The sequence below is a fragment of the Pseudomonas sp. EA_65y_Pfl2_P74 genome, assembly GCF_963970575.1.
In the GTDB taxonomy this organism is placed as follows: domain Bacteria; phylum Pseudomonadota; class Gammaproteobacteria; order Pseudomonadales; family Pseudomonadaceae; genus Aquipseudomonas; species Aquipseudomonas baetica_A.
Window position 1 is genome coordinate 43423 of sequence record NZ_CAXAOQ010000034.1, and the last position, 20445, is coordinate 63867.

The 20445-nt window shown below is 58.9% G+C and carries 18 protein-coding genes, 4 tRNA genes and 1 pseudogene; 18 read left to right on the top strand and 5 right to left on the bottom strand.

Annotated features, from left to right (window positions below):
• Positions 1-2: 2 nt before the first annotated feature.
• On the top strand, positions 3-440 hold the full coding sequence (fkpB, locus tag AACY18_RS23680) for an FKBP-type peptidyl-prolyl cis-trans isomerase (protein ID WP_339432818.1): 438 nt from the start codon (positions 3-5) through the stop codon (positions 438-440).
• A 137-nt stretch (positions 441-577) separates the two neighbouring features.
• Entirely contained in the window at positions 578-1522 is a 945-nt protein-coding gene (gene ispH / locus AACY18_RS23685) for a 4-hydroxy-3-methylbut-2-enyl diphosphate reductase (protein ID WP_221730097.1), read from the top strand.
• Here ispH and AACY18_RS23690 read toward each other — a convergent pair.
• Entirely contained in the window at positions 1494-2048 is a 555-nt protein-coding gene (locus tag AACY18_RS23690) for a GspH/FimT family pseudopilin (RefSeq protein ID WP_339466271.1), read from the bottom strand. The genes ispH and AACY18_RS23690 overlap by 29 nt on opposite strands.
• A gap of 130 nt (positions 2049-2178) precedes the next feature.
• Here AACY18_RS23690 and AACY18_RS23695 point away from each other — a divergent pair, with 130 nt between their 5' ends.
• The 7 genes from AACY18_RS23695 to thiO are packed head-to-tail and all read left to right on the top strand — an operon-like array spanning position 2179 to position 8941.
• Entirely contained in the window at positions 2179-2652 is a 474-nt protein-coding gene (locus AACY18_RS23695) for a GspH/FimT family pseudopilin (protein ID WP_221730095.1), read from the top strand.
• The gene (pilV, locus tag AACY18_RS23700; RefSeq protein WP_339432771.1) at positions 2649-3098 is read left to right on the top strand and encodes a type IV pilus modification protein PilV; all 450 of its coding nucleotides are present in this window, start codon (positions 2649-2651) and stop codon (positions 3096-3098) included. Before AACY18_RS23695 ends, pilV begins: the two co-directional genes overlap by 4 nt.
• Entirely contained in the window at positions 3095-3808 is a 714-nt protein-coding gene (locus AACY18_RS23705; protein WP_221730093.1) for a PilW family protein, read from the top strand. The genes pilV and AACY18_RS23705 overlap by 4 nt, the downstream gene beginning before the upstream one ends.
• Before the next feature lie 50 nt (positions 3809-3858).
• Positions 3859-4299, top strand: coding sequence for a pilus assembly PilX family protein (locus AACY18_RS23710; RefSeq protein ID WP_339432819.1), 441 nt, complete (start codon positions 3859-3861; stop codon positions 4297-4299).
• Complete coding sequence (locus AACY18_RS23715; protein WP_339466272.1) at positions 4286-7366, top strand: pilus assembly protein; 3081 nt, start codon at positions 4286-4288, stop codon at positions 7364-7366. The genes AACY18_RS23710 and AACY18_RS23715 overlap by 14 nt, the downstream gene beginning before the upstream one ends.
• A gap of 15 nt (positions 7367-7381) precedes the next feature.
• On the top strand, positions 7382-7783 hold the full coding sequence (locus AACY18_RS23720) for a type IV pilin protein (protein WP_221730090.1): 402 nt from the start codon (positions 7382-7384) through the stop codon (positions 7781-7783).
• Between the two features lie 57 nt (positions 7784-7840).
• On the top strand, positions 7841-8941 hold the full coding sequence (gene thiO / locus AACY18_RS23725; protein WP_339432773.1) for a glycine oxidase ThiO: 1101 nt from the start codon (positions 7841-7843) through the stop codon (positions 8939-8941).
• A gap of 127 nt (positions 8942-9068) precedes the next feature.
• Here the strand turns inward: thiO and AACY18_RS23730 are convergent, their stop codons facing one another.
• From AACY18_RS23730 to AACY18_RS23745, 4 genes are all read right to left on the bottom strand, one after another.
• A complete protein-coding gene (locus AACY18_RS23730) occupies positions 9069-10415 on the bottom strand; it encodes a sigma-54-dependent transcriptional regulator (protein WP_339466273.1) in 1347 nt (448 codons plus the stop codon).
• On the bottom strand, positions 10412-12001 hold the full coding sequence (locus AACY18_RS23735; protein ID WP_339466289.1) for a sensor histidine kinase: 1590 nt from the start codon (positions 11999-12001) through the stop codon (positions 10412-10414). Before AACY18_RS23735 ends, AACY18_RS23730 begins: the two co-directional genes overlap by 4 nt.
• Positions 11991-12233 (bottom strand): PP0621 family protein, encoded by a 243-nt coding sequence (locus AACY18_RS23740; protein WP_339432775.1) that lies wholly within the window; start codon positions 12231-12233, stop codon positions 11991-11993. The genes AACY18_RS23735 and AACY18_RS23740 overlap by 11 nt, the downstream gene beginning before the upstream one ends.
• Before the next feature lie 125 nt (positions 12234-12358).
• Complete coding sequence (locus AACY18_RS23745; protein ID WP_339466274.1) at positions 12359-13375, bottom strand: outer membrane protein assembly factor BamD; 1017 nt, start codon at positions 13373-13375, stop codon at positions 12359-12361.
• Positions 13376-13526: 151 nt separating this feature from the next.
• On the opposite strand from AACY18_RS23745, the gene rluD reads away from it, so the two are divergent.
• The 9 genes and pseudogenes from rluD (at position 13527) to AACY18_RS28200 (ending at position 20405) form a co-directional block, all read left to right on the top strand.
• Positions 13527-14489 (top strand): 23S rRNA pseudouridine(1911/1915/1917) synthase RluD, encoded by a 963-nt coding sequence (rluD, locus tag AACY18_RS23750; protein WP_003228314.1) that lies wholly within the window; start codon positions 13527-13529, stop codon positions 14487-14489.
• Positions 14486-15208: a peptidoglycan editing factor PgeF gene (gene pgeF, locus AACY18_RS23755; protein WP_339432777.1), complete on the top strand. Its 723-nt coding sequence runs from the start codon at positions 14486-14488 to the stop codon at positions 15206-15208. The genes rluD and pgeF overlap by 4 nt, the downstream gene beginning before the upstream one ends.
• A 130-nt stretch (positions 15209-15338) precedes the next feature.
• Positions 15339-17903, top strand: coding sequence for an ATP-dependent chaperone ClpB (clpB, locus tag AACY18_RS23760; RefSeq protein WP_339432778.1), 2565 nt, complete (start codon positions 15339-15341; stop codon positions 17901-17903).
• A gap of 296 nt (positions 17904-18199) precedes the next feature.
• A tRNA-Asn gene (locus AACY18_RS23765) sits at positions 18200-18275 on the top strand.
• A 9-nt stretch (positions 18276-18284) separates the two neighbouring features.
• Positions 18285-18361, top strand: a tRNA-Pro gene (locus tag AACY18_RS23770).
• A gap of 5 nt (positions 18362-18366) precedes the next feature.
• Positions 18367-18442: transfer RNA gene (locus tag AACY18_RS23775), tRNA-Lys, on the top strand.
• 98 nt (positions 18443-18540) lie between these two features.
• Positions 18541-18617: transfer RNA gene (locus AACY18_RS23780), tRNA-Pro, on the top strand.
• Positions 18618-18779: 162 nt separating this feature from the next.
• Positions 18780-19550 (top strand): annotated as a pseudogene (locus AACY18_RS28195) (MCP four helix bundle domain-containing protein); the annotation flags it as partial.
• Positions 19542-20405, top strand: coding sequence for a methyl-accepting chemotaxis protein (locus tag AACY18_RS28200; RefSeq protein WP_445261965.1), 864 nt, complete (start codon positions 19542-19544; stop codon positions 20403-20405). The pseudogene AACY18_RS28195 and the gene AACY18_RS28200, both read left to right, overlap by 9 nt.
• Positions 20406-20445 lie beyond the last annotated feature (40 nt).

Consider the following 20445-nt stretch of genomic DNA (forward strand, 5'->3'; position numbering starts at 1 on the left):
TATTGGCTGAGCAACGCATCGGCCAGAACACGGAAGTCACCTTGCACTTTGCATTGCGCCTGGAGAACGGCGACACGGTCGATAGCACCTTCGATAAGGCCCCAGCGACTTTCAAGGTCGGCGACGGCAACCTGCTGCCGGGTTTCGAGGCTGCTTTGTTTGGCTTCAAGGCCGGGGACAAGCGTACGCTGAGCGTCGAGCCGGAGAACGCTTTCGGTCAACCGAATCCGCAGAATGTGCAGATCATCCCACGTTCGCAGTTTGCTGATATGGAGCTGTCGCCGGGTTTGCTGGTGATCTTCAACGATGCGGCCAATACTGAGCTGCCGGGTGTGGTGAAAGAGTTCGACGACGCGCAAGTGACCATCGACTTCAATCACCCGCTGGCGGGCAAGACGCTGGCCTTTGACGTGGAAATCATCAGCGTCAAGGCGTTGTAAAAATGTGGGCGCGGGCTTGCTCGCCAAAGCGGTGTGTCAGGCAACTTATAGGTTGAATGTCAGTCAGCATTCGCGAGCAAGCCCGCTCCCACAGTCGTTATTCACTGTTTTTTCGCGCGCAAGACACGAGGCACAGCATGCAAATCAAACTCGCCAACCCCCGTGGCTTCTGCGCCGGCGTGGACCGGGCGATAGAAATCGTCAACCGCGCCCTGGAGGTCTTCGGGCCGCCGATCTACGTGCGTCATGAAGTAGTGCACAACAAATTCGTCGTTGAGGATTTGCGCAGCCGTGGCGCCATTTTCGTCGAAGAACTGGATCAGGTTCCGGATGATGTCATCGTGATCTTCAGTGCCCACGGTGTTTCGCAAGCCGTGCGTACCGAAGCCGCTGGCCGTGGCCTGAAAGTCTTCGACGCCACCTGCCCGTTGGTCACCAAGGTGCATATCGAAGTCGCCAAATACAGCCGCGACGGTCGCGAATGCATCCTCATCGGCCACGCCGGTCACCCGGAAGTTGAAGGCACCATGGGCCAGTACGATGCCAGCAATGGCGGTGCAATCTACCTCGTCGAAGACGAGAAAGACGTGGCCGAGTTGCAGGTACATGACCCGGAAAAACTGGCGTTCGTCACACAGACCACGCTGTCGATGGACGATACCAGCCGCGTTATCGATGCTTTGCGCACGCGTTTCCCTGCCATCGGTGGCCCGCGCAAGGACGACATCTGCTATGCCACGCAAAACCGACAAGACGCGGTCAAGCAACTGGCCGACGAATGCGACGTGGTCCTGGTGGTCGGCAGCCCGAACAGCTCCAACTCCAACCGCCTGCGTGAACTGGCCGAACGCATGTCCACTCCGGCCTACCTGATCGACGGTGCCGAAGACCTGCAAAAGAGCTGGTTCGATGGCGTCGAGCGCATTGGCATCACCGCCGGTGCTTCCGCACCTGAAGTGCTGGTGCGTGGCGTGATCCAACAGTTGCAGGCCTGGGGCGCTACCGGTGCCGATGAGCTGGCGGGCCGCGAAGAGAACATCACGTTCTCGATGCCTAAAGAGCTGCGCGTACGTTCGATTTAAGCGTATTTGTTTTCTGACACAACGCCTGTTCAGCGTTTTTGCTGCTCAGGCGCACTCGACCGGTCGCCGCCAGCACCACCTGGCGCTGGCTGACCGGCTCACGAGTCGAACAGATGTGTAATGTCCCAGCCTGAAAGGCTCGACCGGGCATCAGCGGTTGCCCCAGGCTGCTGAAGCGCACATAACGGCTCACCAACCAGTTGCCGACAATCGGCACCTTCGCGTCACTCGCACGCTCCACCAGCAGCGGATTGCTGCTGTCCTCCGGCCCCTTGCCGCTGATATCCAGAATGATCCGCCAGCCCTGACTCCAGTCGCCATTGATGCCATGGATTACCACGCTTTGATTGCGTGTGATCGCCATTGTGCGGGCATTGCGGATGCCGTCGAGCAACGACTGTGCGGCCTGATCCCGATGGTTTGACTCCCTGAGCGTGGCAAACGCCGGACTGACCAGCAGCAGAACAATTGCGCCAATCGCCAGTCCCATAAGCAGTTCAATCAGGCTGAAGCCTCGTTGCGGCATGAAAATTCCCTCCATGGCGTGTGATGTGCGGGGCGATCCGTGCGCCGCACAGGGCAAATCAACCGACACAGGTCGGTTGAATGTTCTAGCGTGTAGAAGCAGGTATAGCTGACGGCAACGGAGGGCAACGATGGATCTTCGTACAAAAGGTTTCACGCTGATCGAGTTGCTGGTTGCGGTCGCGATATTCGTAACCCTGATCACTTTGGCGGTGCCTGCGTTTACCCGTTCGATACAGGGCAGCAGGGCCGATACCGAAATGGGCGACCTGCAACGAGCGATCAATTTCGCACGACTGGAAGCGATTGATCGGGGCGTGACGACGCGGCTGCGGCCGACGGCCGGGGGCAATGCCTGGACCGGCGAACTGTCGGTCTACGACAGTACTGGCACTTCGGCCAATGTGTTGCGGGTTGTTCCAGCCATGAGCAGCGGCGCAACTCTGGCGCTAACCTCTGGGGTGACCGCACTGGACTTCAACAATCTCGGCGGTCTGGCCGCGCCATCGACGGCGGTGGTCTTCAGTTACACCTTGGGAACGCAAAGCAGGACGCTGAATGTGTGTTTGAACGGACGAATTCAATTGGGTGGAAGTTGCGGATGAGGGCAGGGAGTAAAAACGCACAGGAAGGCATGACGCTGATCGAAGTGCTGGTCGCGTTGTTGATTCTTACGGTCGGGCTGTTGGGGGCGGCGGCCGTGCAACTCAATGCCCTGAAGTACACCGACAGCTCGCGCATGACCAGTCAGGCCAGTTTCATTGCCTACGACATGATGGACCGTATCCGCGCCAATTCCGGCGCCGACTACACCGTCACGCCACCGACGTCGGGCAACCTCAGCGTCGCCCGCGATCAGGATCTCTACGATTTCACCACCAACATCGTCGGTTTCGGCGGGCCGACGGCGACCGGCAGCATCACGCTCAACCAGCGGGTTTACACCATCACCATCACCTGGAGTGACGCGCGGGCAGCCAACACGGCCAGCGCTCAACGCAGTTTCGTGCTGACCAGTCGCGCTGCGGTCGATCCGGTGGCCACGCCATGAAGCGTCACAACCGCGGTTTTGGCCTGATCGAGATGCTGGTCGCCCTGGCACTGGGGCTGATTGTGGTGTTGGGCGTGGTTCAGACTTTCATTGCCGCGAAGAATACCTACGTCAGCCAGAACAGTGCCGCTGCCATGCAGGAAGATGCGCGTTTCGTGTTGAGCAAAATGATTCAGGAAATCCGTATGGTCGGGATGTTTGGCTGCCTTGGCACGATCACCGACGCCAGCACGTCAGGGGATTTCAGTGCGGCGCAGATCACGCCGATCAGTTGGGACAACGCGAACCTGAAACTGACGCTGGTCACGGCCGACATCGGCGGCAGCGGCGGCACACCGACCTGGACAGTGCTCTCCGATTGCCGCAACAGCGCAACGGCTTACACCGGTTTGCGAAGCCCGGCGACCGGGCAGATCGCTTTCCCGATTCGCCGTCTGCTCTACAGTTTCAGCAACAATCAGATTCTGATGGGCACCGGCAGCGGCACACCTGCTCAGCAAGTGTTGGTGAATAACGTCAGCGCTTTCAACGTGACTTTCGGTCTGGCCAGTTCAGCCACCGATGTGGCGGCTTCGACTTACAGTACCAACCCCGGTGATCCAGCACGGATCCGCAGCGTGCGCTTGAGCCTGACCCTCAACGACCCGAGCAAACGGGTGGCCGATCAAACCTTCAACGTGGTTGCGGCTGTCCGCAACCGCTTGCAGTGAGGGCTGCTCCTGTGAGGATTTCTTTCCATCAACGTCAGGCGCAACGCGGCATGGTGCTGCTGGTCAGCCTGGTGTTTCTGTTGTTGCTGACGATGATCGGCCTTTCGTCGATGCAAAGCGCCACCCTTCAGGAAAAAATGGCGGGCAGTGTGAGCCTGCGCAATCAATCGTTCCAGACCGCTGAAGCCGCGTTGCGGGTGGGTGAGAGTGCGGTGCAACTCGATACCTATACGCTGGCAGTGTGCAGCGGCACGACACAATGTGCGCCGCCGGCAGAGTCATCGGTGGTCAGTGCGGCCGGGTTCAATTCGACATCGGGCGTGACCTGGATCACCGCCGGTAACGGCTTCTATGGCGTGCAGAACATCGGCACGACGCTGACCGCCGTCAACGTGCCGAGCAACACCTCGGCAACGCTTTATCGGGTGACCGCGGTCGGCATTGCCGGCACTTCGCGCAGTGTGGTGGAGAGTGTCTATGCGAAGTATTAAGCGCTGCGCATCGCTGCTGTTCGGCATGCTGCTGGGTTTCTATTTGGCAACACCGGTCTATGCGTTCACACCATCCGACTCGCCGCTGTTGAGCGCTGCAGCAGTAGCGCCGAATGTGATGCTGCTTATCGACGACTCGGGAAGCATGAACAGCATCATTTATGCGCCGGGATTCGATCCTGCCGTTGACCGCACACCGGCACGACAGTGCAACGGTTTTTTCGGGTTGTGCTTCAGTTCGACGGAGATCAGCGGTAACACAGTATTTTTGTCGAGCCTGTCGACATCCGGGTGCTCCGGCGGAGCGTATGCGTTTTACAACAACAGTCTGACGCCGCTTTGCCTGAAATTGCCGGATCCGGTGGGTGGTGGCAACACGCGATACTCAGCAGACTACATTTCCTACGTGGTCGGCCTGGCCAGCGGCAGTAACCGTGACTTCACCACCGGAGCGATTCCCAACGACTACCGGATCAACGTCGCGCGCAACGTATCGACAGCTCTGGTGACCAGCAATCGTACACTGCGCATTGGCCTGTCGACGTTCAACCCGGTCACCAGCAACAACTCAGGCAATGGCGGTTACATCGCCCGCACCATCAGCGATCTGTCACCGGTGACCGGCAGCGTTACCCAGGCCCAGGCCGACAGCAACTACAACGCTCTGATCTCCTCGATCAACGGACTGAGCGCTGTGGCGAACACGCCGCTGGCGGAAACCTATTACGAAGTCACCCGCTACATGCGCGGTATGACGCCGTACTACAACAATTCGCCGAGCACCTACACCAGCCCGATCCACTATCGCTGCCAGAAAAATTACGGTGTGGTGATCACTGACGGGTTGCCGACATTCGACCGTACCTTCCCGACCAACGATCCGTTAGGCGGCAGCCGTTTACCGAACTGGGATGGCGTCAACAATGACGGCAATAACCTCAATGGCGACGATGAGGGCGACACACTCTATCTGGATGACATCGCCAAATTCGCTTTTGACATCGACATGCGTTCAACCGGTACGGACGCGGCGGGCAAGAGCTGGAATGCAGTGGATTTTCCCAAACAGAACATGAACACCTACACCGTGGGGTTCACCGCTGACAACGAGATGCTCTCCGATGCGGCCAGTTACGGACAGGGCAAGTACTATCAAGCGACCGACAGCACTGGGCTGAACGCGGCATTGTCGTCGGCGCTCAGCGATATTACGTCCAAGGCCGGCTCCGGCGGCAGCGGTGTCACCAGCGGCACTACACTCGCCAGCGGCACCAGCTATTTCCAGACCAGCTACGACCCCAAGGACTGGCGCGGCACGATCAAGTCCTTTGGCTTCACAGCGGCCGGGGCGGTGAACACGTCGGCGACACTCTGGACCACTGACACGACCATCGTGCCGGGGGCTACGGCGCCGATCTACCAATCCTGGAACACATCCAGCAATGCCGCTGTAACGCTGTCCTACGGTAACTTTTCCGCCACACAACAGACGACACTCAGTCAGGGCCTGCCCACCGGCATGACGGGTAACGATCTGGTGGAATGGAGCAAAGGGACCAACAAGGCCGGGTTCAAGGTTCGCAGTGTGTTGTTGGGCGACATCATCAACTCGCCACTGGTGCTGGCGTCGCCAACAGATAAAACCGCCTCAGACCTGTCCGGCGACACCACTTACAGCGCCTACCTGACCACCAAAGCGGCGAACATGAACGCCAGCCTTGTGGTGAATGCCAACGACGGTTTCGTCAACGTCATCAACTCGGCCAACGGCACTCGGCGCTACGCCTACATGCCGTCCAGTGTGTTGCCGTCGCTGCGCTTTATTGCCGATCCGACGTACATCAACGGTGTCAGCCACAAGTTTCTGGTCGACGGTCAGGTCGGCGTGTATGACGCCCAACTCAACAGCGCCTGGAAAACCCTGGCCATCGGTGGCACCGGTGCCGGTGGCAAGACGTTCTATGCGCTGCAACTGTTTGACGCGTCTGCGGGCAACGTTTTACGCGCTCTGTGGGAAGTCAGCGCACCGGCCACCGCCAGCACCGCCAACGCTTTTAATGATCTGGGTTACGCCTATGCCCGACCGGAAGTGGCACGCTTGGCCGATGGGCGCTGGGCGGCGTTCATTGCCAACGGTTATGGCAGCAACTCCGGGGTGGCCGCCTTGTATGTACTGGATGTACGTGATGGATCGTTGATCAGGAAAATCGTGATCGACAGTACAGAAACCACTAACGGTCTGTCCTCGGTGAAACTCAAGGTCAACTCGTCCAATGTGGTACAGGCTGCCTATGGCGGCGACTTGAAAGGGCGATTGTGGAAGTTCGATTTGAGCGCGACGTCGACCAGCAGTTGGGGTGTAGCATTTTCCGGCAAACCGTTGTTCACCACGGCAGGTGGATCGACTCAGCCGATTACCGCGCAACCGTTGCTGGCAGACAACGCGCTGGGCGGCAAACAGATTTTCGTCGGTACCGGTAAATTCAACGAAACGGCAGATAAGACCAACAAGGATTTGCAGGCGTTCTACTCGGTGTGGGATGCCGATGGTGGCTCGGGGCAACTCACTGTCAGCAGTTTGCGGGCGCAGGCCGTCACGGGCGTATTCTCCGGCAGTTCCGGGCAATTCATTACCACCACCCAGAACGACACGACTTATCCGGGGGAGAAGGGCTGGTATCTGCCATTGGTGTATAACAACGCGCTGACCGGTGAGCGGGTGATCAATCAGGCCAGCCTGGTGCTCGGTCGGATCATCTTCACCACGGCGAGCGTCGATACCTCCGATCCCTGTGCCAGTTTCGGCACTGGCAAACTGGTCGAACTCGATGCGTTCAGCGGTAAGATGCTTAACTACGCGGTACTCGATACCAACGCCGATGGTGTGGTCGACAGCAACGACACGATTTCCAGTGGCGTTGTGTTTACCGGCGGTATCCCGACCCTGAATGCCATCGTCAACGGTGCAACGCGCAAGATCGTGAGTGACTCCAGTGGTGGCGTGACTACCCTGGTGGAAAAATCCGGCGGCGGCAGCCGTCGTATCATGTGGCGACAAATACAGTAAGTGAGAGTTTGAGGCATGCGCAGATTCAACCGAGGTTTTACCCTGATCGAAATCATGATCGTGATTGCGATCATCGGGATCGTCATCACCATCGGCTATCCAAGCCTCACCGAGTACGTTAAAAAGGGCCGCCGTGCCGAGGTGGTATCGCTGTTGTCGGAGCAGGCGCAGACCCTCGAGCGTTTCTACACCAAGAACAATGTCTACACCGGCATTACCGGGCTCAGCACAGGCAACGATTTCTACACCGTCACGCCGACCATTGCTGACCAGACCTTCCTGCTGACCGCCACCCGTAAAACGGGCACGGCCATGGCCACCGACAAGTGCGGGGACTTCACCCTCACCAACACCGGTGTCAGAAGCATGAACAACGCGACTACCGGGCTGACCACCAAGGATTGCTGGGGCCGCTGAAGCGCTTTTCTCAGGGTGCCTTTTGCGCCCACTGTCTTTTTTACGGTTGGATCAAACATGACCAGGCAACAGCAAGTGGTGATTGTTGGTGGCGGGGTAATTGGCCTGCTAACCGCCTACAATCTCGCCTCCGAAGTGCGCAGCGTGGTGCTGCTGGATCGCTCGAACGTCGGCCAGGAATCGTCCTGGGCTGGCGGCGGCATTGTTTCTCCGCTGTATCCGTGGCGCTACAGCCCGGCCGTTACCGCGCTGGCGCATTGGTCGCAGGATTTTTATCCACAGCTGGGCGAGCGCTTGTTTGCCGATACCGGGGTTGATCCCCAGGTGCATACCACGGGCTTGTACTGGCTGGATCTCGATGACGAGGCCGAAGCGCTGGCGTGGGCCAAACGGGAAAACCGTCCGCTGCAGGCTGTGGATATCTCGGCTGCCCACGAAGCGGTGCCGGTGCTCGGTGAAGGTTTCTCACGGGCGATCTACATGGCTGATGTAGCCAATGTCAGGAACCCACGGCTGGTCAAGTCGCTGAAAGCGGCGCTGCTGGCGCTGCCAAACGTGACCATTCACGAACAATGTGAAGTCAGCGGATTTGTTCGCGAGGGTGAGCGCGTCGTGGGTGTCGAGACATCCAATGGGCTGATCGCGGGCGATCAAGTGGTTCTGACGGCGGGCGCATGGAGCGGTGATTTGCTCAAGACGCTGGACCTGACGCTGCCGGTCGAGCCGGTCAAAGGCCAGATGATTCTGTACAAGTGCGCAGCGGATTTTCTGCCAAGCATGGTGCTGGCCAAAGGGCGCTATGCGATTCCGCGCCGCGACGGGCATATCCTGATCGGCAGTACGCTGGAGCACGAGGGCTACGACAAGACACCGACCGACGTGGCGCTCGAAAGCCTCAAGGCTTCGGCGGTTGAGTTGTTGCCGGCGCTGGCGGATGCCGAAGTGGTCGGGCATTGGGCAGGGTTGCGTCCGGGATCGCCGGAAGGTATTCCCTATATTGGCCGGGTGCCGGGGTTTGATCGGTTGTGGCTCAACTGCGGTCATTACCGCAACGGACTGGTGCTGGCACCGGCGTCGTGCCAGTTGTTTGCCGATGTAATGCTGGGACGGACGCCGATTATTGATCCGGCGCCGTATGCACCTGAAGGCCGTATCTAGTCAGGTATTCGTTGGCGTTTGCGTTACCGCTTTCGCGAGCAAGCCCGCTCCCACAGGGGGCTTGCTGTCCACACTATTCATGTACACCCTCTAAACCTGTGGAAGCGAGCCTGCTCGCGAAGGGGCCTCAATCCAGACCGAGCTTCTTCAGGCGATAGCGCATCGAACGAAACGACAGACTCAAGCGCTGCGCCGCCGCCGTGCGGTTCCAGCGGGTTTCCTCCAGCGCCTGCAAAATCAGTTTGCGCTCGACGTTCTCCAGATAATCCTCAAGATTGTCGATCTGCGTGAGGTCGGCAAGGCCGCTCTCGGCCGCGCAATTCCCTTCGCTCAGTCGCAAGTCCCCCACCTCGATCACTCGGTTTTCGCACAATGTGTGCGCGCGTTCGAGGACGTTTTCCAGTTCCCTGACATTCCCCGGAAACCGGTAACTTTTTAGTGCTTCCAAGGCCTGTGGGTGCAAGCGTGCCGCCGGTTGGCCGCTGCCGCTGGCCAGGCGCTTGAGCATATGACTGGCCAGCACTTCAATGTCATCGCGTCGTTCGCGCAGGGACGGTACGCGCAGTTCAATCACGTTTAGCCGGTAATAGAGATCCTGACGAAAACGCTCGGCCGTAACCTGCGCCTCCAGATCTTTGTGTGTGGCGCAAAGAACCCGCACGTCGACCACGCTTTCCTGCTGGCCGCCAACACTGCGCACGGCTTTTTCCTGAATCGCCCGCAGCAGTTTTACCTGCATCGACAGAGGCAAGTCCGCCACTTCATCAAGGAACAACGTGCCGCGATTCGCAGCTTGAAACAACCCGGGTTTGTCCTCGACGGCGCCGGTAAAGCTGCCTCTGCGATGACCGAAGAATTCGCTTTCCATCAGCTCCGAAGGAATCGCCCCACAGTTCACCGGCACGAATGGCTGACTGGCGCGTGGTCCTTGTTCGTGAATCAGTCTTGCGACCAATTCCTTGCCGCTACCGGACTCGCCACTGATGTACACCGGCGCCTGGCTGCGGGCGAGTTTGTCGATCTGTTTGCGCAAGTTGCGCATCGGTGGCGATTCGCCCAGCAAGCGTCGATCAATCGATGTGCCGAGTCCGCCAGAGGCAGGCATGCGCAGGGCCGTGCCGACCAGTTCGCGCAGGCGAGTGAGATCGACAGGTTTGGTGAGAAAGTCGAACGCCCCGGCTTTGAGCGCGTTGATCGCCGTTTCCAGGCTGCCGTAGGCGGTAATCATCGCCACCGGCAGTTGCGGGTAACGTTGCTGGATGTGCTGCACCAGTTCCAGCCCCGTACCGTCGGGCAAGCGCATGTCGGTCAGGCACAGGTCGAACGACTCGCTGTGTAACAGCGTCCGGGCTTCGCTGAAGTTGCGTGCGCTGAGGGTGTCGAGTTTCATCCGTCCCAAGGTGATTTCCAGGAGTTCGCGGATATCCGGTTCGTCGTCGACGATCAGGATTTTTTGCCGTGGGCTCGTGTTCAACTTTGTTTCCGTCCGTGAGCAAAGGTAATGCGAAAGCAGCCGCCGCCTTGGCGTGGTTTGAAGTCTAGGCGCGCTTGGTTGCTTTCGCACAGCTCACGGGACAGATAAAGCCCAAGGCCGGTGCCTTGGCTGCTGGTGGTGAAGAAGGGTTCGAACAGGTGCGCCTGTTCATCGGGCGGCACGCCGGGGCCGTTGTCCTGCACTTCGAGTGTCGCCAACTGGCTATCGGCGTCGATGAACAGTGCCAGCCAGACCTCGGCCTGATCATGCAGCAAGGCGCTATGACGCCAACCGTTGCGTAACAGATTGTCGAGAATTTGCGTGAGTTGGTTGGGGTCCATCAGGGTGGTGAAGTCACCCGAGTTGATTCGCAGATGAATCTGCTGGCGCTCGGTGGCCTGTTCGCGGCTTTCGGCGACGAAGTTTTCCAGCCACGGCTTGAGTTCCAGCCGTTGGGGGGCGCTTTGCTGGCGGCGGGACAGTTGCAGGACGTTTTCGATGACTCGGTTCATGCGCTGGGAGTGATCTTGAATAATCTGCGTCAGACGCCGATCCGCGCTGTCGAGTTCCTCGGATTCACCCAATAGCTGCGCGGCATGACTGATGGCGCCCAGCGGATTGCGAATCTCGTGGGAGATGCCGGCAGTCAAGCGCCCGAGGGCGGCGAGTTTGAGTTGCTGGGCCTGTTGGGCGATCTGCGCCAGATCCTCGAGGAACACCAGGGTTTGCTGGTTCGGACTTTGCTCGAGTGCAATGAAGTTCGGTTGCAACTCCAGACCGTTGCCGGGAATTTTCAGACTCTGCGGGCGCAGGGTCGGGTTATTCATCCACAGTTGCAGGCGATCGACCAGCGCCGGCGAGTAGTCGTCGATCAAATGGCCTTGAAGACGGGCTTGCGCGAGCAACGTCTGGGCGCTGTGGTTGGCCAGTTGTACCCGCCGTTGCTCGTCGAGCACCAGAATCCCGGTGCGCATGCGTTGCAGGATCAACGCGTTGAGGGCTTCCAGCCCTACCACTTCGCTGGCGCGCTGTTCGGCCAGTGTTTCGCTGACTTCCAAGCGCCGGGCCAGTCCTTGCACCAACAGAGACGCGGCAAAACACAGGGCGCCGAGAGTGCCGGCCTGCAGGTATTCGTTGGCGCTCAGGGGATGGCTGAAATTCAGCACAAAACTCAGGCCGACAATACCGAGAGCCCCAATGGCGGCGATCAGCAGACCGATGCGTCGTCGTAGCAAGGTATTGCTGATGGCCACCGAGACAATCAGCAAATTTCCCAGGGCGCTGGCAACGCCACCTGCTGCATAGAACAGGCCGCACAGCAGTAATACGTCGACCAGCGCGAGACTGAACAGTTGCGCGGGGCGGCGGATGTTTTCCAGAAACACCACGAGCAGAATGTTGAGGATCAGGTACAGCCAACTGCCACCGCGCAGCAGATCGTCGTTGGCCGACGTCAGCAGACGGTTGTCCATGTTGCTGGAGATCAACAGCACCAACGTGATGCCGACACTTAAACGGTAGAGATGATAGAGGCGCAGCAGACGCTGAGCCTGTTTGCTGTTGGCGTTGGCGGCCTCAGCGATCACTGGGGCCTGGGCCTTGCTCAAGGTGAGCCTGGCTGCAATACCACTGTTGTTGAACGCTCAGCGCGCGGTCGCGGGGCAGGTGCACGCCACAATGGGCGCAACGCACCATTGGTGCGGCATCCTGTTCGCGAGGCGAGCGTGGAGATTGTGTGGACGAGGCGGATGCCTTGAATTTGCGCCACAGCCATACCGCAGCAAATATCAGGACGATCCAGAACAATAAACGAAACATGATGAGCGGCTTTCCGACTGATGATCCGGCAGTTTAGCCAAGGACCTGACAAGCGCACAGCCTATTAAAGCGCGGTAATGAAAAAGGGAGATCCGAAGATCTCCCTTTTTGTCCATCCGGTGTGATCAGTCGAACACGCCGAAAGTCATGTAGCTGAACCACGAACGGTCGCTGTTGCTCGACTCAGGTTCCGGCTCTTCAATCACGTCGCCGTTTTCGTCTTTAGGCTTGAGCTCGTTCGGGATCGCGTCTTTGGCGTCCAGGAACTGCTTCTGTACGTCCTGGTTGGCGCGGGTCTCGCCTGGCGGCAGCGGTGGACGCGACTCGATCAGACCGAGGGTCGCCTTGCTCAGGAACGAACGGTTGTCGGCTTCGGCGACCGATGGCACGAACTGACCGTCTTGCAGGCTCGGGTGGTTCGGGTAGTTGAGCTTCAGGGTTTCCAGGCTGGTGGCCGCCAGTTCGTCCAGGTGCAGACGCTGATAGGCTTCGGTCATCACCGCCAGGCCGTCACCGACCGATGGGGTTTCCTGGAAGTTCTCCACGACATAACGGCCACGGTTGGCCGCAGCAACGTAGGCCTGACGGGTCAGGTAGTAGTCGGCGACGTGGATTTCGTAGGCCGCCAGCAGGTTGCGCAGGTAAATCATGCGCTGCTTGGCGTCCGGCGCGTAGCGGCTGTTCGGGTAGCGGCTGGTGAGCTGGGCGAACTCGTTGTAGGAGTCGCGGGCAGCGCCCGGGTCACGCTTGGTCATGTCCAGCGGCAGGAAGCGCGCCAGCAGGCCGACGTCCTGGTCGAAAGACGTCAGACCTTTCAGGTAGTAGGCGTAATCCACGTTCGGGTGCTGCGGATGCAAACGAATGAAACGCTCGGCAGCGGACTTTGCAGCTTCCGGCTCGGCGTTTTTATAGTTGGCGTAGATCAGCTCCAGCTGTGCCTGATCGGCGTAGCGACCGAACGGATACCGCGACTCCAGAGCCTTCAGCTTGGCTGTGGCGCTGGTGTAGCTGTTGTTGTCCAGGTCAGTCTGAGCCTGCTGATACAGCTCGGCTTCGCTGAGGTTTTCGTCTACGACTTCCTTCGATGAGCAAGCAGCGGTCAATGCGAGGATGGCGATCAGCAGCAGGTGTTTCACTTGCATGGCGGCTTGCGTCCCTATGACGGCCGCTGTCTTGGGCGGGGCCGTCCTGTTATGATGAGCGCCCCGTTGAAAAGCCTCGGGGCAAAAGACGCCGTATTTAACCACAAGCGCGCAGCCGAAACCAAAGGCTGTGCCGACGCCCAGTCAGAGCATGTCCGATAAAATTGAACTTCGCGCAGAGGTGCCGTCCGATTTGGGCGGCCAACGCCTCGATCAAGTCGCCGCCCAACTCTTCGCTGAGCACTCACGCTCGCGCCTATCCGCCTGGATCAAAGAAGGTCGCCTGACTGTGGACGGGGCGGTCATCCGCCCTCGCGACATCGTGCATGGCGGTGCCATCCTTGAGCTGACTGCCGAGCAGGAAGCCCAGGGCGAGTGGATCGCCCAGGACATCGAACTCGACATCGTCTATGAAGACGACGACATTCTGGTGATCAACAAGCCTGCGGGCCTGGTGGTGCACCCGGCTGCCGGTCACGCCGACGGCACTTTGCTCAACGCTTTGCTGCACCACGTGCCGGACATCATCAATGTCCCGCGCGCCGGTATCGTGCATCGTCTGGACAAGGACACCACCGGTTTGATGGTGGTGGCCAAGACCATTCAGGCGCAGACAAAGCTTGTTGCACAATTGCAGAGCCGCAGCGTTAGCCGCATCTACGAGTGCATCGTGATTGGCGTGGTGACCGCCGGTGGCAAGATCAACGCCCCGATCGGCCGTCACGGCCAGCAGCGCCAGCGCATGGCGGTGATGGAAGGCGGCAAGCCTGCCGTCAGCCACTACCGCGTGCTGGAGCGTTTCCGTTCCCACACCCACGTTCGGGTGAAACTGGAAACCGGCCGTACCCACCAGATCCGCGTGCACATGTCGCACATCAACTTCCCGTTGGTCGGCGACCCGGCGTACGGCGGTCGTTTCCGCATTCCGCCAGCCGCAAACCCGACCATGGTCGAGTCGCTCAAGCACTTCCCGCGTCAGGCCCTGCATGCGCGCTTCCTTGAACTGGATCATCCGACGAGCGGTGAGCGCATGAGCTGGGAATCGCCGCTGCCGGAAGACTTCGTCTGGTTGCTGACCCTGCTCAAGCAGGATCGCGAGGCTTTCGTCGGATGAACTGGCTGACGCCGGACTGGCCTGCGCCGGCCAGCGTCAGGGCCTGTGTCACCACCCGCGAGGGTGGTGTCAGCGAGGCACCGTTCGACAGCCTCAATCTGGGCGATCATGTTGATGATCGCCCGGAGGCTGTTGCCGAAAATCGTCGGCGTCTGACTGATCACTTCTCTATAAAGCCTGCCTGGTTGCAGCAAGTTCACGGCATTTGCGTGGCGCATGCTGATCCGGGCGTGGTTGCAACGGCTGATGCCAGTTGGTCGGCAACCCCCGGTATTGCCTGCACGGCAATGACGGCCGATTGTTTGCCGGCGCTTTTCTGTGATCGCGCCGGCACCCGCGTTGCAGCGGCCCATGCCGGTTGGCGTGGTCTGGCGGCCGGTGTGCTCGAAGCCACGCTGGATACGCTCGATGTCCCGGCACAAGAGGTGCTGGTCTGGCTCGGTCCGGCCATCGGCCCGCAAGCGTTTGAAGTTGGCCCGGAAGTGCGGGAGGTCTTTATCGATCAACTGCCCGAAGCGGCGACAGCCTTTGTCCCGAGCCACAATGCGGGCAAGTTCATGGCTGACATCTATAAGCTGGCCCGCCTGCGTCTTGCAGTTCGTGGTGTCACTGCGGTTTACGGCGGCGATTTCTGCACCGTGACCGATCCGCGTTTCTTTTCTTACCGCCGTGCGTCGCGCACGGGTCGCTTTGCCTCCCTGGTTTGGCTCACCCGCTAGACTTGCCTGACCTGCATCAACTCTCCGCCGCTTGAATCTCGCAGAATCGACCGCATCTACAGTGGTATCTGGCAGGTTTCTTCATTCAGGATGGTTTTCAGGTCCGGCCTGCTCAAAAGGAAGGTGACCCATGCGTATAGACCGTTTAACCAGCAAATTACAGTTGGCCTTGTCCGACGCCCAATCGTTGGCTGTCGGCCATGATCATCCGGCCATCGAGCCGGCGCACTTGATGCAAGCCATGCTTGAGCAGCAGGGCGGTTCGATCAAACCTCTGCTGATGCAGGTGGGCTTTGACATCAATAGCTTGCGTAAAGAGCTGACCAAAGAGCTCGACCAATTACCGAAAATCCAGAACCCCACCGGCGACGTCAACATGTCGCAGGACCTGGCGCGTCTGCTCAACCAGGCTGACCGTCTGGCTCAGCAGAAGGGCGACCAGTTCATCTCCAGCGAGCTGGTGCTGCTCGCCTCGATGGATGAGAACAGCAAACTCGGCAAGTTGTTGCTTGGCCAAGGCGTGAGCAAGAAAGCGCTGGAGAACGCGATCAACAACCTGCGCGGTGGCGACGCGGTCAACGACGCCAACCATGAAGAGTCGCGTCAAGCGCTGGATAAATACACTGTCGACCTGACCAAACGTGCCGAAGAAGGCAAGCTCGATCCGGTGATCGGTCGTGACGATGAAATTCGTCGCACCATTCAGGTTCTGCAACGCCGTACCAAGAACAACCCGGTGCTGATCGGTGAACCCGGTGTGGGTAAAACCGCGATTGCCGAGGGCCTGGCCCAGCGCATCATCAACGGCGAAGTGCCGGACGGCCTCAAGGGCAAGCGTCTGCTCTCGCTGGATATGGGCGCATTGATTGCCGGTGCCAAGTACCGCGGTGAGTTCGAAGAGCGCCTGAAATCGCTGCTTAACGAGCTGTCGAAGCAGGAAGGGCAGATCATTCTGTTCATCGACGAACTGCACACCATGGTCGGCGCCGGTAAAGGCGAAGGCTCAATGGATGCTGGCAACATGCTCAAGCCAGCGCTGGCTCGCGGCGAGTTGCACTGCGTCGGCGCGACCACGCTCAACGAGTACCGCCAATATATAGAGAAGGACGCAGCCCTCGAACGGCGCTTCCAGAAAGTATTGGTGGATGAGCCAAGCGAAGAAGACACCATCGCGATCCTGCGTGGCCTCAAGGAGCGTTACGAGGTTCACCACAAGGTCGCGATCACTGACGGTGCAATCATCGCAGCGGCCAAGCTGAGCCATCGCTACATCACTGATCGGCAACTGCCGGACAAGGCCATCGACCTGATCGACGAGGCCGCCAGCCGTATCCGTATGGAGATCGACTCCAAGCCGGAAGTGCTGGATCGTCTGGAGCGCCGCCTGATTCAGTTGAAGGTGGAATCGCAGGCACTGAAGAAAGAAAGCGACGAAGCCGCGATGAAACGCCTGGAAAAACTTCAGGAGGAAATTGTCCGTCTCGAGCGTGAGTATTCGGATCTGGAAGAAATCTGGAACTCGGAAAAAGCCGAGGTACAGGGTTCTGCACAGATTCAGCAGAAGATCGAACAGTCCCGTCAGGAGTTGGAAGCGGCGCGCCGTAAAGGCGACCTGAACCGCATGGCCGAGTTGCAGTACGGGGTGATCCCGGATCTGGAGCGCAGCCTGCAAATGGTCGATCAGCACGGCAAGAGCGAAAACCAGTTGCTGCGCAGCAAGGTGACTGAGGAAGAAATCGCTGAAGTCGTGTCGAAGTGGACCGGCATTCCCGTGTCGAAAATGCTCGAAGGCGAGCGCGACAAGCTGATGAAGATGGAAAGCCTGTTGCACCAGCGTGTGATCGGCCAGGACGAAGCGGTCGTGGCGGTGGCCAATGCCGTTCGGCGTTCCCGCGCCGGGTTGTCGGATCCGAATCGCCCGAGTGGCTCGTTCATGTTCCTCGGCCCGACCGGTGTCGGTAAAACCGAGCTGTGCAAGGCGCTGGCTGAATTCCTCTTTGATACCGAAGAGGCGATGGTGCGGATCGACATGTCCGAGTTCATGGAGAAACATTCCGTGGCACGATTGATCGGTGCGCCACCGGGATACGTCGGTTACGAAGAGGGCGGTTATCTGACCGAAGCGGTACGGCGCAAGCCTTACTCGGTGATCCTGTTGGACGAAGTCGAGAAAGCGCACCCGGATGTGTTCAACATCCTCCTGCAAGTGCTTGAGGATGGTCGCCTGACCGACAGCCACGGTCGTACGGTGGACTTCCGTAATACCGTGATCGTCATGACGTCGAACCTGGGGTCAGTGCAGATCCAGGAACTGGTCGGTGATCGTGAGGCGCAACGTGCGGCGGTGATGGATGCGCTGACCAGTCACTTCCGTCCGGAGTTCATCAACCGGGTTGACGAAGTGGTGATCTTCGAGCCTTTGGCGCGGGATCAGATCGCGGGCATTACCGAGATTCAGTTGGGCCGTCTGCGCAGTCGTCTGGCCGAGCGCGAATTGAAGCTGGAGCTGAGTCCGCAAGCGATGGATAAGCTGATTGCCGTCGGTTACGACCCGGTCTACGGCGCGCGACCTTTGAAACGGGCGATCCAGCGCTGGATCGAAAACCCGCTGGCACAATTGATCCTCTCGGGGCATTTCATGCCGGGGGACACGGCAACCGGTACCGTTGCGGACGACGAAATCGTTTTCAACTGAGCCGCAGCGTCAATGAAATAAGGAAGGCCTCGCTTTGCGAGGCCTTTTTTTCGCCAGGCTGTTGAACTCAAAGGAAAAGGCTTGTAAAGTGCGCCCCGCAGTCAGTCACCCACAAGGTTTCAGCTCACTGAGCAGAAATCTGAAATAAGTTGCAAATCATTAACTTGAAAGCGATTTAGGGGGTTGACAGAGGTGATCTAGGTTGTAGAATAGCGCGCCTCAGACACACGAACGCAGCGATGCGAACAAGGGTCTAAGAGCTGTAAGTTTCACCGTTGTAAATTGAAATATGTAGTTCCGTGATAGCTCAGTCGGTAGAGCAAATGACTGTTAATCATTGGGTCCCAGGTTCGAGTCCTGGTCACGGAGCCAATTTCAAACCGGGGTATAGCGCAGTCCGGTAGCGCGCCTGCTTTGGGAGCAGGATGTCAGGAGTTCGAATCCCCTTACCCCGACCATTTTTGGGTCGTTAGCTCAGTTGGTAGAGCAGTTGGCTTTTAACCAATTGGTCGTAGGTTCGAATCCCACACGACCCACCATTTTTGAAACCAGTTAGCGCTGGGATCGAATCTTAAGATCAGAGGCCAAAAGCGCTGATCGAAGAAGGCGATCTTTGAAAGGATCGCCTTTTTTTTACCGGGGTATAGCGCAGTCCGGTAGCGCGCCTGCTTTGGGAGCAGGATGTCAGGAGTTCGAATCCCCTTACCCCGACCATATTAAAAATCCTCGTATCGAAAGATACGGGGATTTTTTTTGCCTTCACGAAAGACAAATCCCTTCAAGTCATCGTACAACTTGCCGATAGCCCGCTAACAAGAGGGGCTGCCATTGCTTTGCCCCTTGATTCTGACCACTACAAGAATAAGGGCGCTCGTCATGTTGCTTCGTCAGTTGAATATTGCTCCTCGAGCAGCATTGGGCTTTGCCCTGATCGCGGTACTGGTGGCATTGCTTGGGGTGTTTGCGCTCGGACAGATGTCGAGTATTCGCGACAGTGAGGTTGCGGTAGAAAATCAGTGGTTGCCGAGCATTCGTGGCGGGGACGAAATTCGCGAGCTGATGTTGCGTATTCGCACCATTTCTTTGCGCATGGCGCTGGATCAGGATCCGAAGAACATCGCCACTTACCGCGGCCAGATGGACATCCGTGACAAAGAGTTGAGCGAGAAAATCGCCGCCTACGACAAACTGGTCACCACCCCTGAAGGCCAGCAGATTTATGAGCAGTTCAAAAAGACCTTCGCGGCTTACCGTACCGGCATTGCACAATCCTTCACCTTTGCAGAACAGGGCAAGCGGGACGAGTTGACCAAGCTGCTGCTGGTCGATATGAAAACCGTGGTCGACGGCTCCGGCAAACAACTCAATGACCTGGCGGATCTGTTCGCCAAACAAGTTGCCGTCGAAAGCCAGAACTCTGCAGCGCACTATGAAGCGTCGCGAATGATCGTTAGCGTGTTCATCGCTCTGGCGGCACTGGCGACCGTTGCGTTGGCGATGTTGCTCACCCGCAGCATCGTGCGCCCGCTAAGTAGCGCCGTCAGCGCCGCGGAGAGTGTGGCGCAAGGGGACCTGACCCGCCCCATCGAGACCCACGGCAACGACGAAGTCAGCCGCTTGCTCAAAGCGTTGGCGACCATGCAGCAGAACCTGCGCGAAACCCTGCAAGGGATCAGCGGTTCGGCCACGCAGTTAGCGACCGCTGCCGACGAGCTCAGTGCGGTGACGCTCGACAGCACACAAGGCCTGCAACAGCAAAACAACGAAATTGAGCAGGCAGCGACGGCTGTGAATGAGATGACCACGGCCGTGGAAGAGGTTGCACGCAACGCGGTGTCGACGTCTGACGCCACCCGGCAATCCAGTGAATCGGCGCATCTGGGGCAAGAGCGGGTCAGTGAAACTGCCAGTGCCATCAATGCGCTGGTCGGCGATGTGCAACACACGGGGGATCTGGTGTTGTCATTGGCCAACCAATCGCAGGACATTGGCAAAGTGCTGGACGTGATCCGGGCGATTGCCGAGCAGACCAACCTGCTGGCGCTCAATGCGGCCATTGAGGCGGCACGGGCAGGCGAGAGCGGTAGAGGTTTTGCTGTCGTCGCCGATGAGGTGCGAGCGCTGGCTTATCGTACGCAGCAATCGACCCAAGAGATCGAGCAGATGGTGCAAGGCATGCGCAACGGTTCGAGCCAGGCGCTCGATTCGATGCAGGCCAGTGCCGCGAGAGCCACGACCACGCTGACATTGGCTGAGCGTGCGGGTGAGGCGCTACAAACCATCACGTCTTCGGTGCATGAGATCCATGAGCGCAACCTGGTGATTGCCAGTGCCGCCGAAGAACAGGCTCAGGTGGCGCGGGAGGTGGATCGCAACCTGGTGAATATTCGCGACCTTTCTGTACGTTCCGCTGCCGGAGCCGACCAGACCAGCGCTGCCAGTCTTGAGTTGTCGCAACTGGCCAATGCCTTGCAGGGCATGGTGCGGCGATTCCAGTTGTAAGTTGGCCGGCGCAAAGAACGGTGGTGAGCTCAGTCACGCA

Bases quoted from the DNA above. Each gene is read 5' to 3' on its own strand.
- AACY18_RS23745 (WP_339466274.1), bottom strand. From the start codon at position 13,375: ATGCAAGTGAAACACCTGCTGCTGATCGCCATCCTCGCATTGACCGCT.
- ispH (WP_221730097.1), top strand. From the start codon at position 578: ATGCAAATCAAACTCGCCAACCCCCGTGGCTTCTGCGCCGGCGTGGAC.
- AACY18_RS23740 (WP_339432775.1), bottom strand. From the start codon at position 12,233: ATGTTTCGTTTATTGTTCTGGATCGTCCTGATATTTGCTGCGGTATGG.
- pgeF (WP_339432777.1), top strand. From the start codon at position 14,486: ATGAACTGGCTGACGCCGGACTGGCCTGCGCCGGCCAGCGTCAGGGCC.
- AACY18_RS23715 (WP_339466272.1), top strand. From the start codon at position 4,286: ATGCGAAGTATTAAGCGCTGCGCATCGCTGCTGTTCGGCATGCTGCTG.
- clpB (WP_339432778.1), top strand. From the start codon at position 15,339: ATGCGTATAGACCGTTTAACCAGCAAATTACAGTTGGCCTTGTCCGAC.
- thiO (WP_339432773.1), top strand. From the start codon at position 7,841: ATGACCAGGCAACAGCAAGTGGTGATTGTTGGTGGCGGGGTAATTGGC.
- rluD (WP_003228314.1), top strand. From the start codon at position 13,527: ATGTCCGATAAAATTGAACTTCGCGCAGAGGTGCCGTCCGATTTGGGC.
- pilV (WP_339432771.1), top strand. From the start codon at position 2,649: ATGAGGGCAGGGAGTAAAAACGCACAGGAAGGCATGACGCTGATCGAA.
- AACY18_RS23705 (WP_221730093.1), top strand. From the start codon at position 3,095: ATGAAGCGTCACAACCGCGGTTTTGGCCTGATCGAGATGCTGGTCGCC.
- AACY18_RS23690 (WP_339466271.1), bottom strand. From the start codon at position 2,048: ATGCCGCAACGAGGCTTCAGCCTGATTGAACTGCTTATGGGACTGGCG.
- AACY18_RS23720 (WP_221730090.1), top strand. From the start codon at position 7,382: ATGCGCAGATTCAACCGAGGTTTTACCCTGATCGAAATCATGATCGTG.
- AACY18_RS23695 (WP_221730095.1), top strand. From the start codon at position 2,179: ATGGATCTTCGTACAAAAGGTTTCACGCTGATCGAGTTGCTGGTTGCG.
- AACY18_RS28200 (WP_445261965.1), top strand. From the start codon at position 19,542: ATGCAGCAGAACCTGCGCGAAACCCTGCAAGGGATCAGCGGTTCGGCC.
- AACY18_RS23710 (WP_339432819.1), top strand. From the start codon at position 3,859: ATGGTGCTGCTGGTCAGCCTGGTGTTTCTGTTGTTGCTGACGATGATC.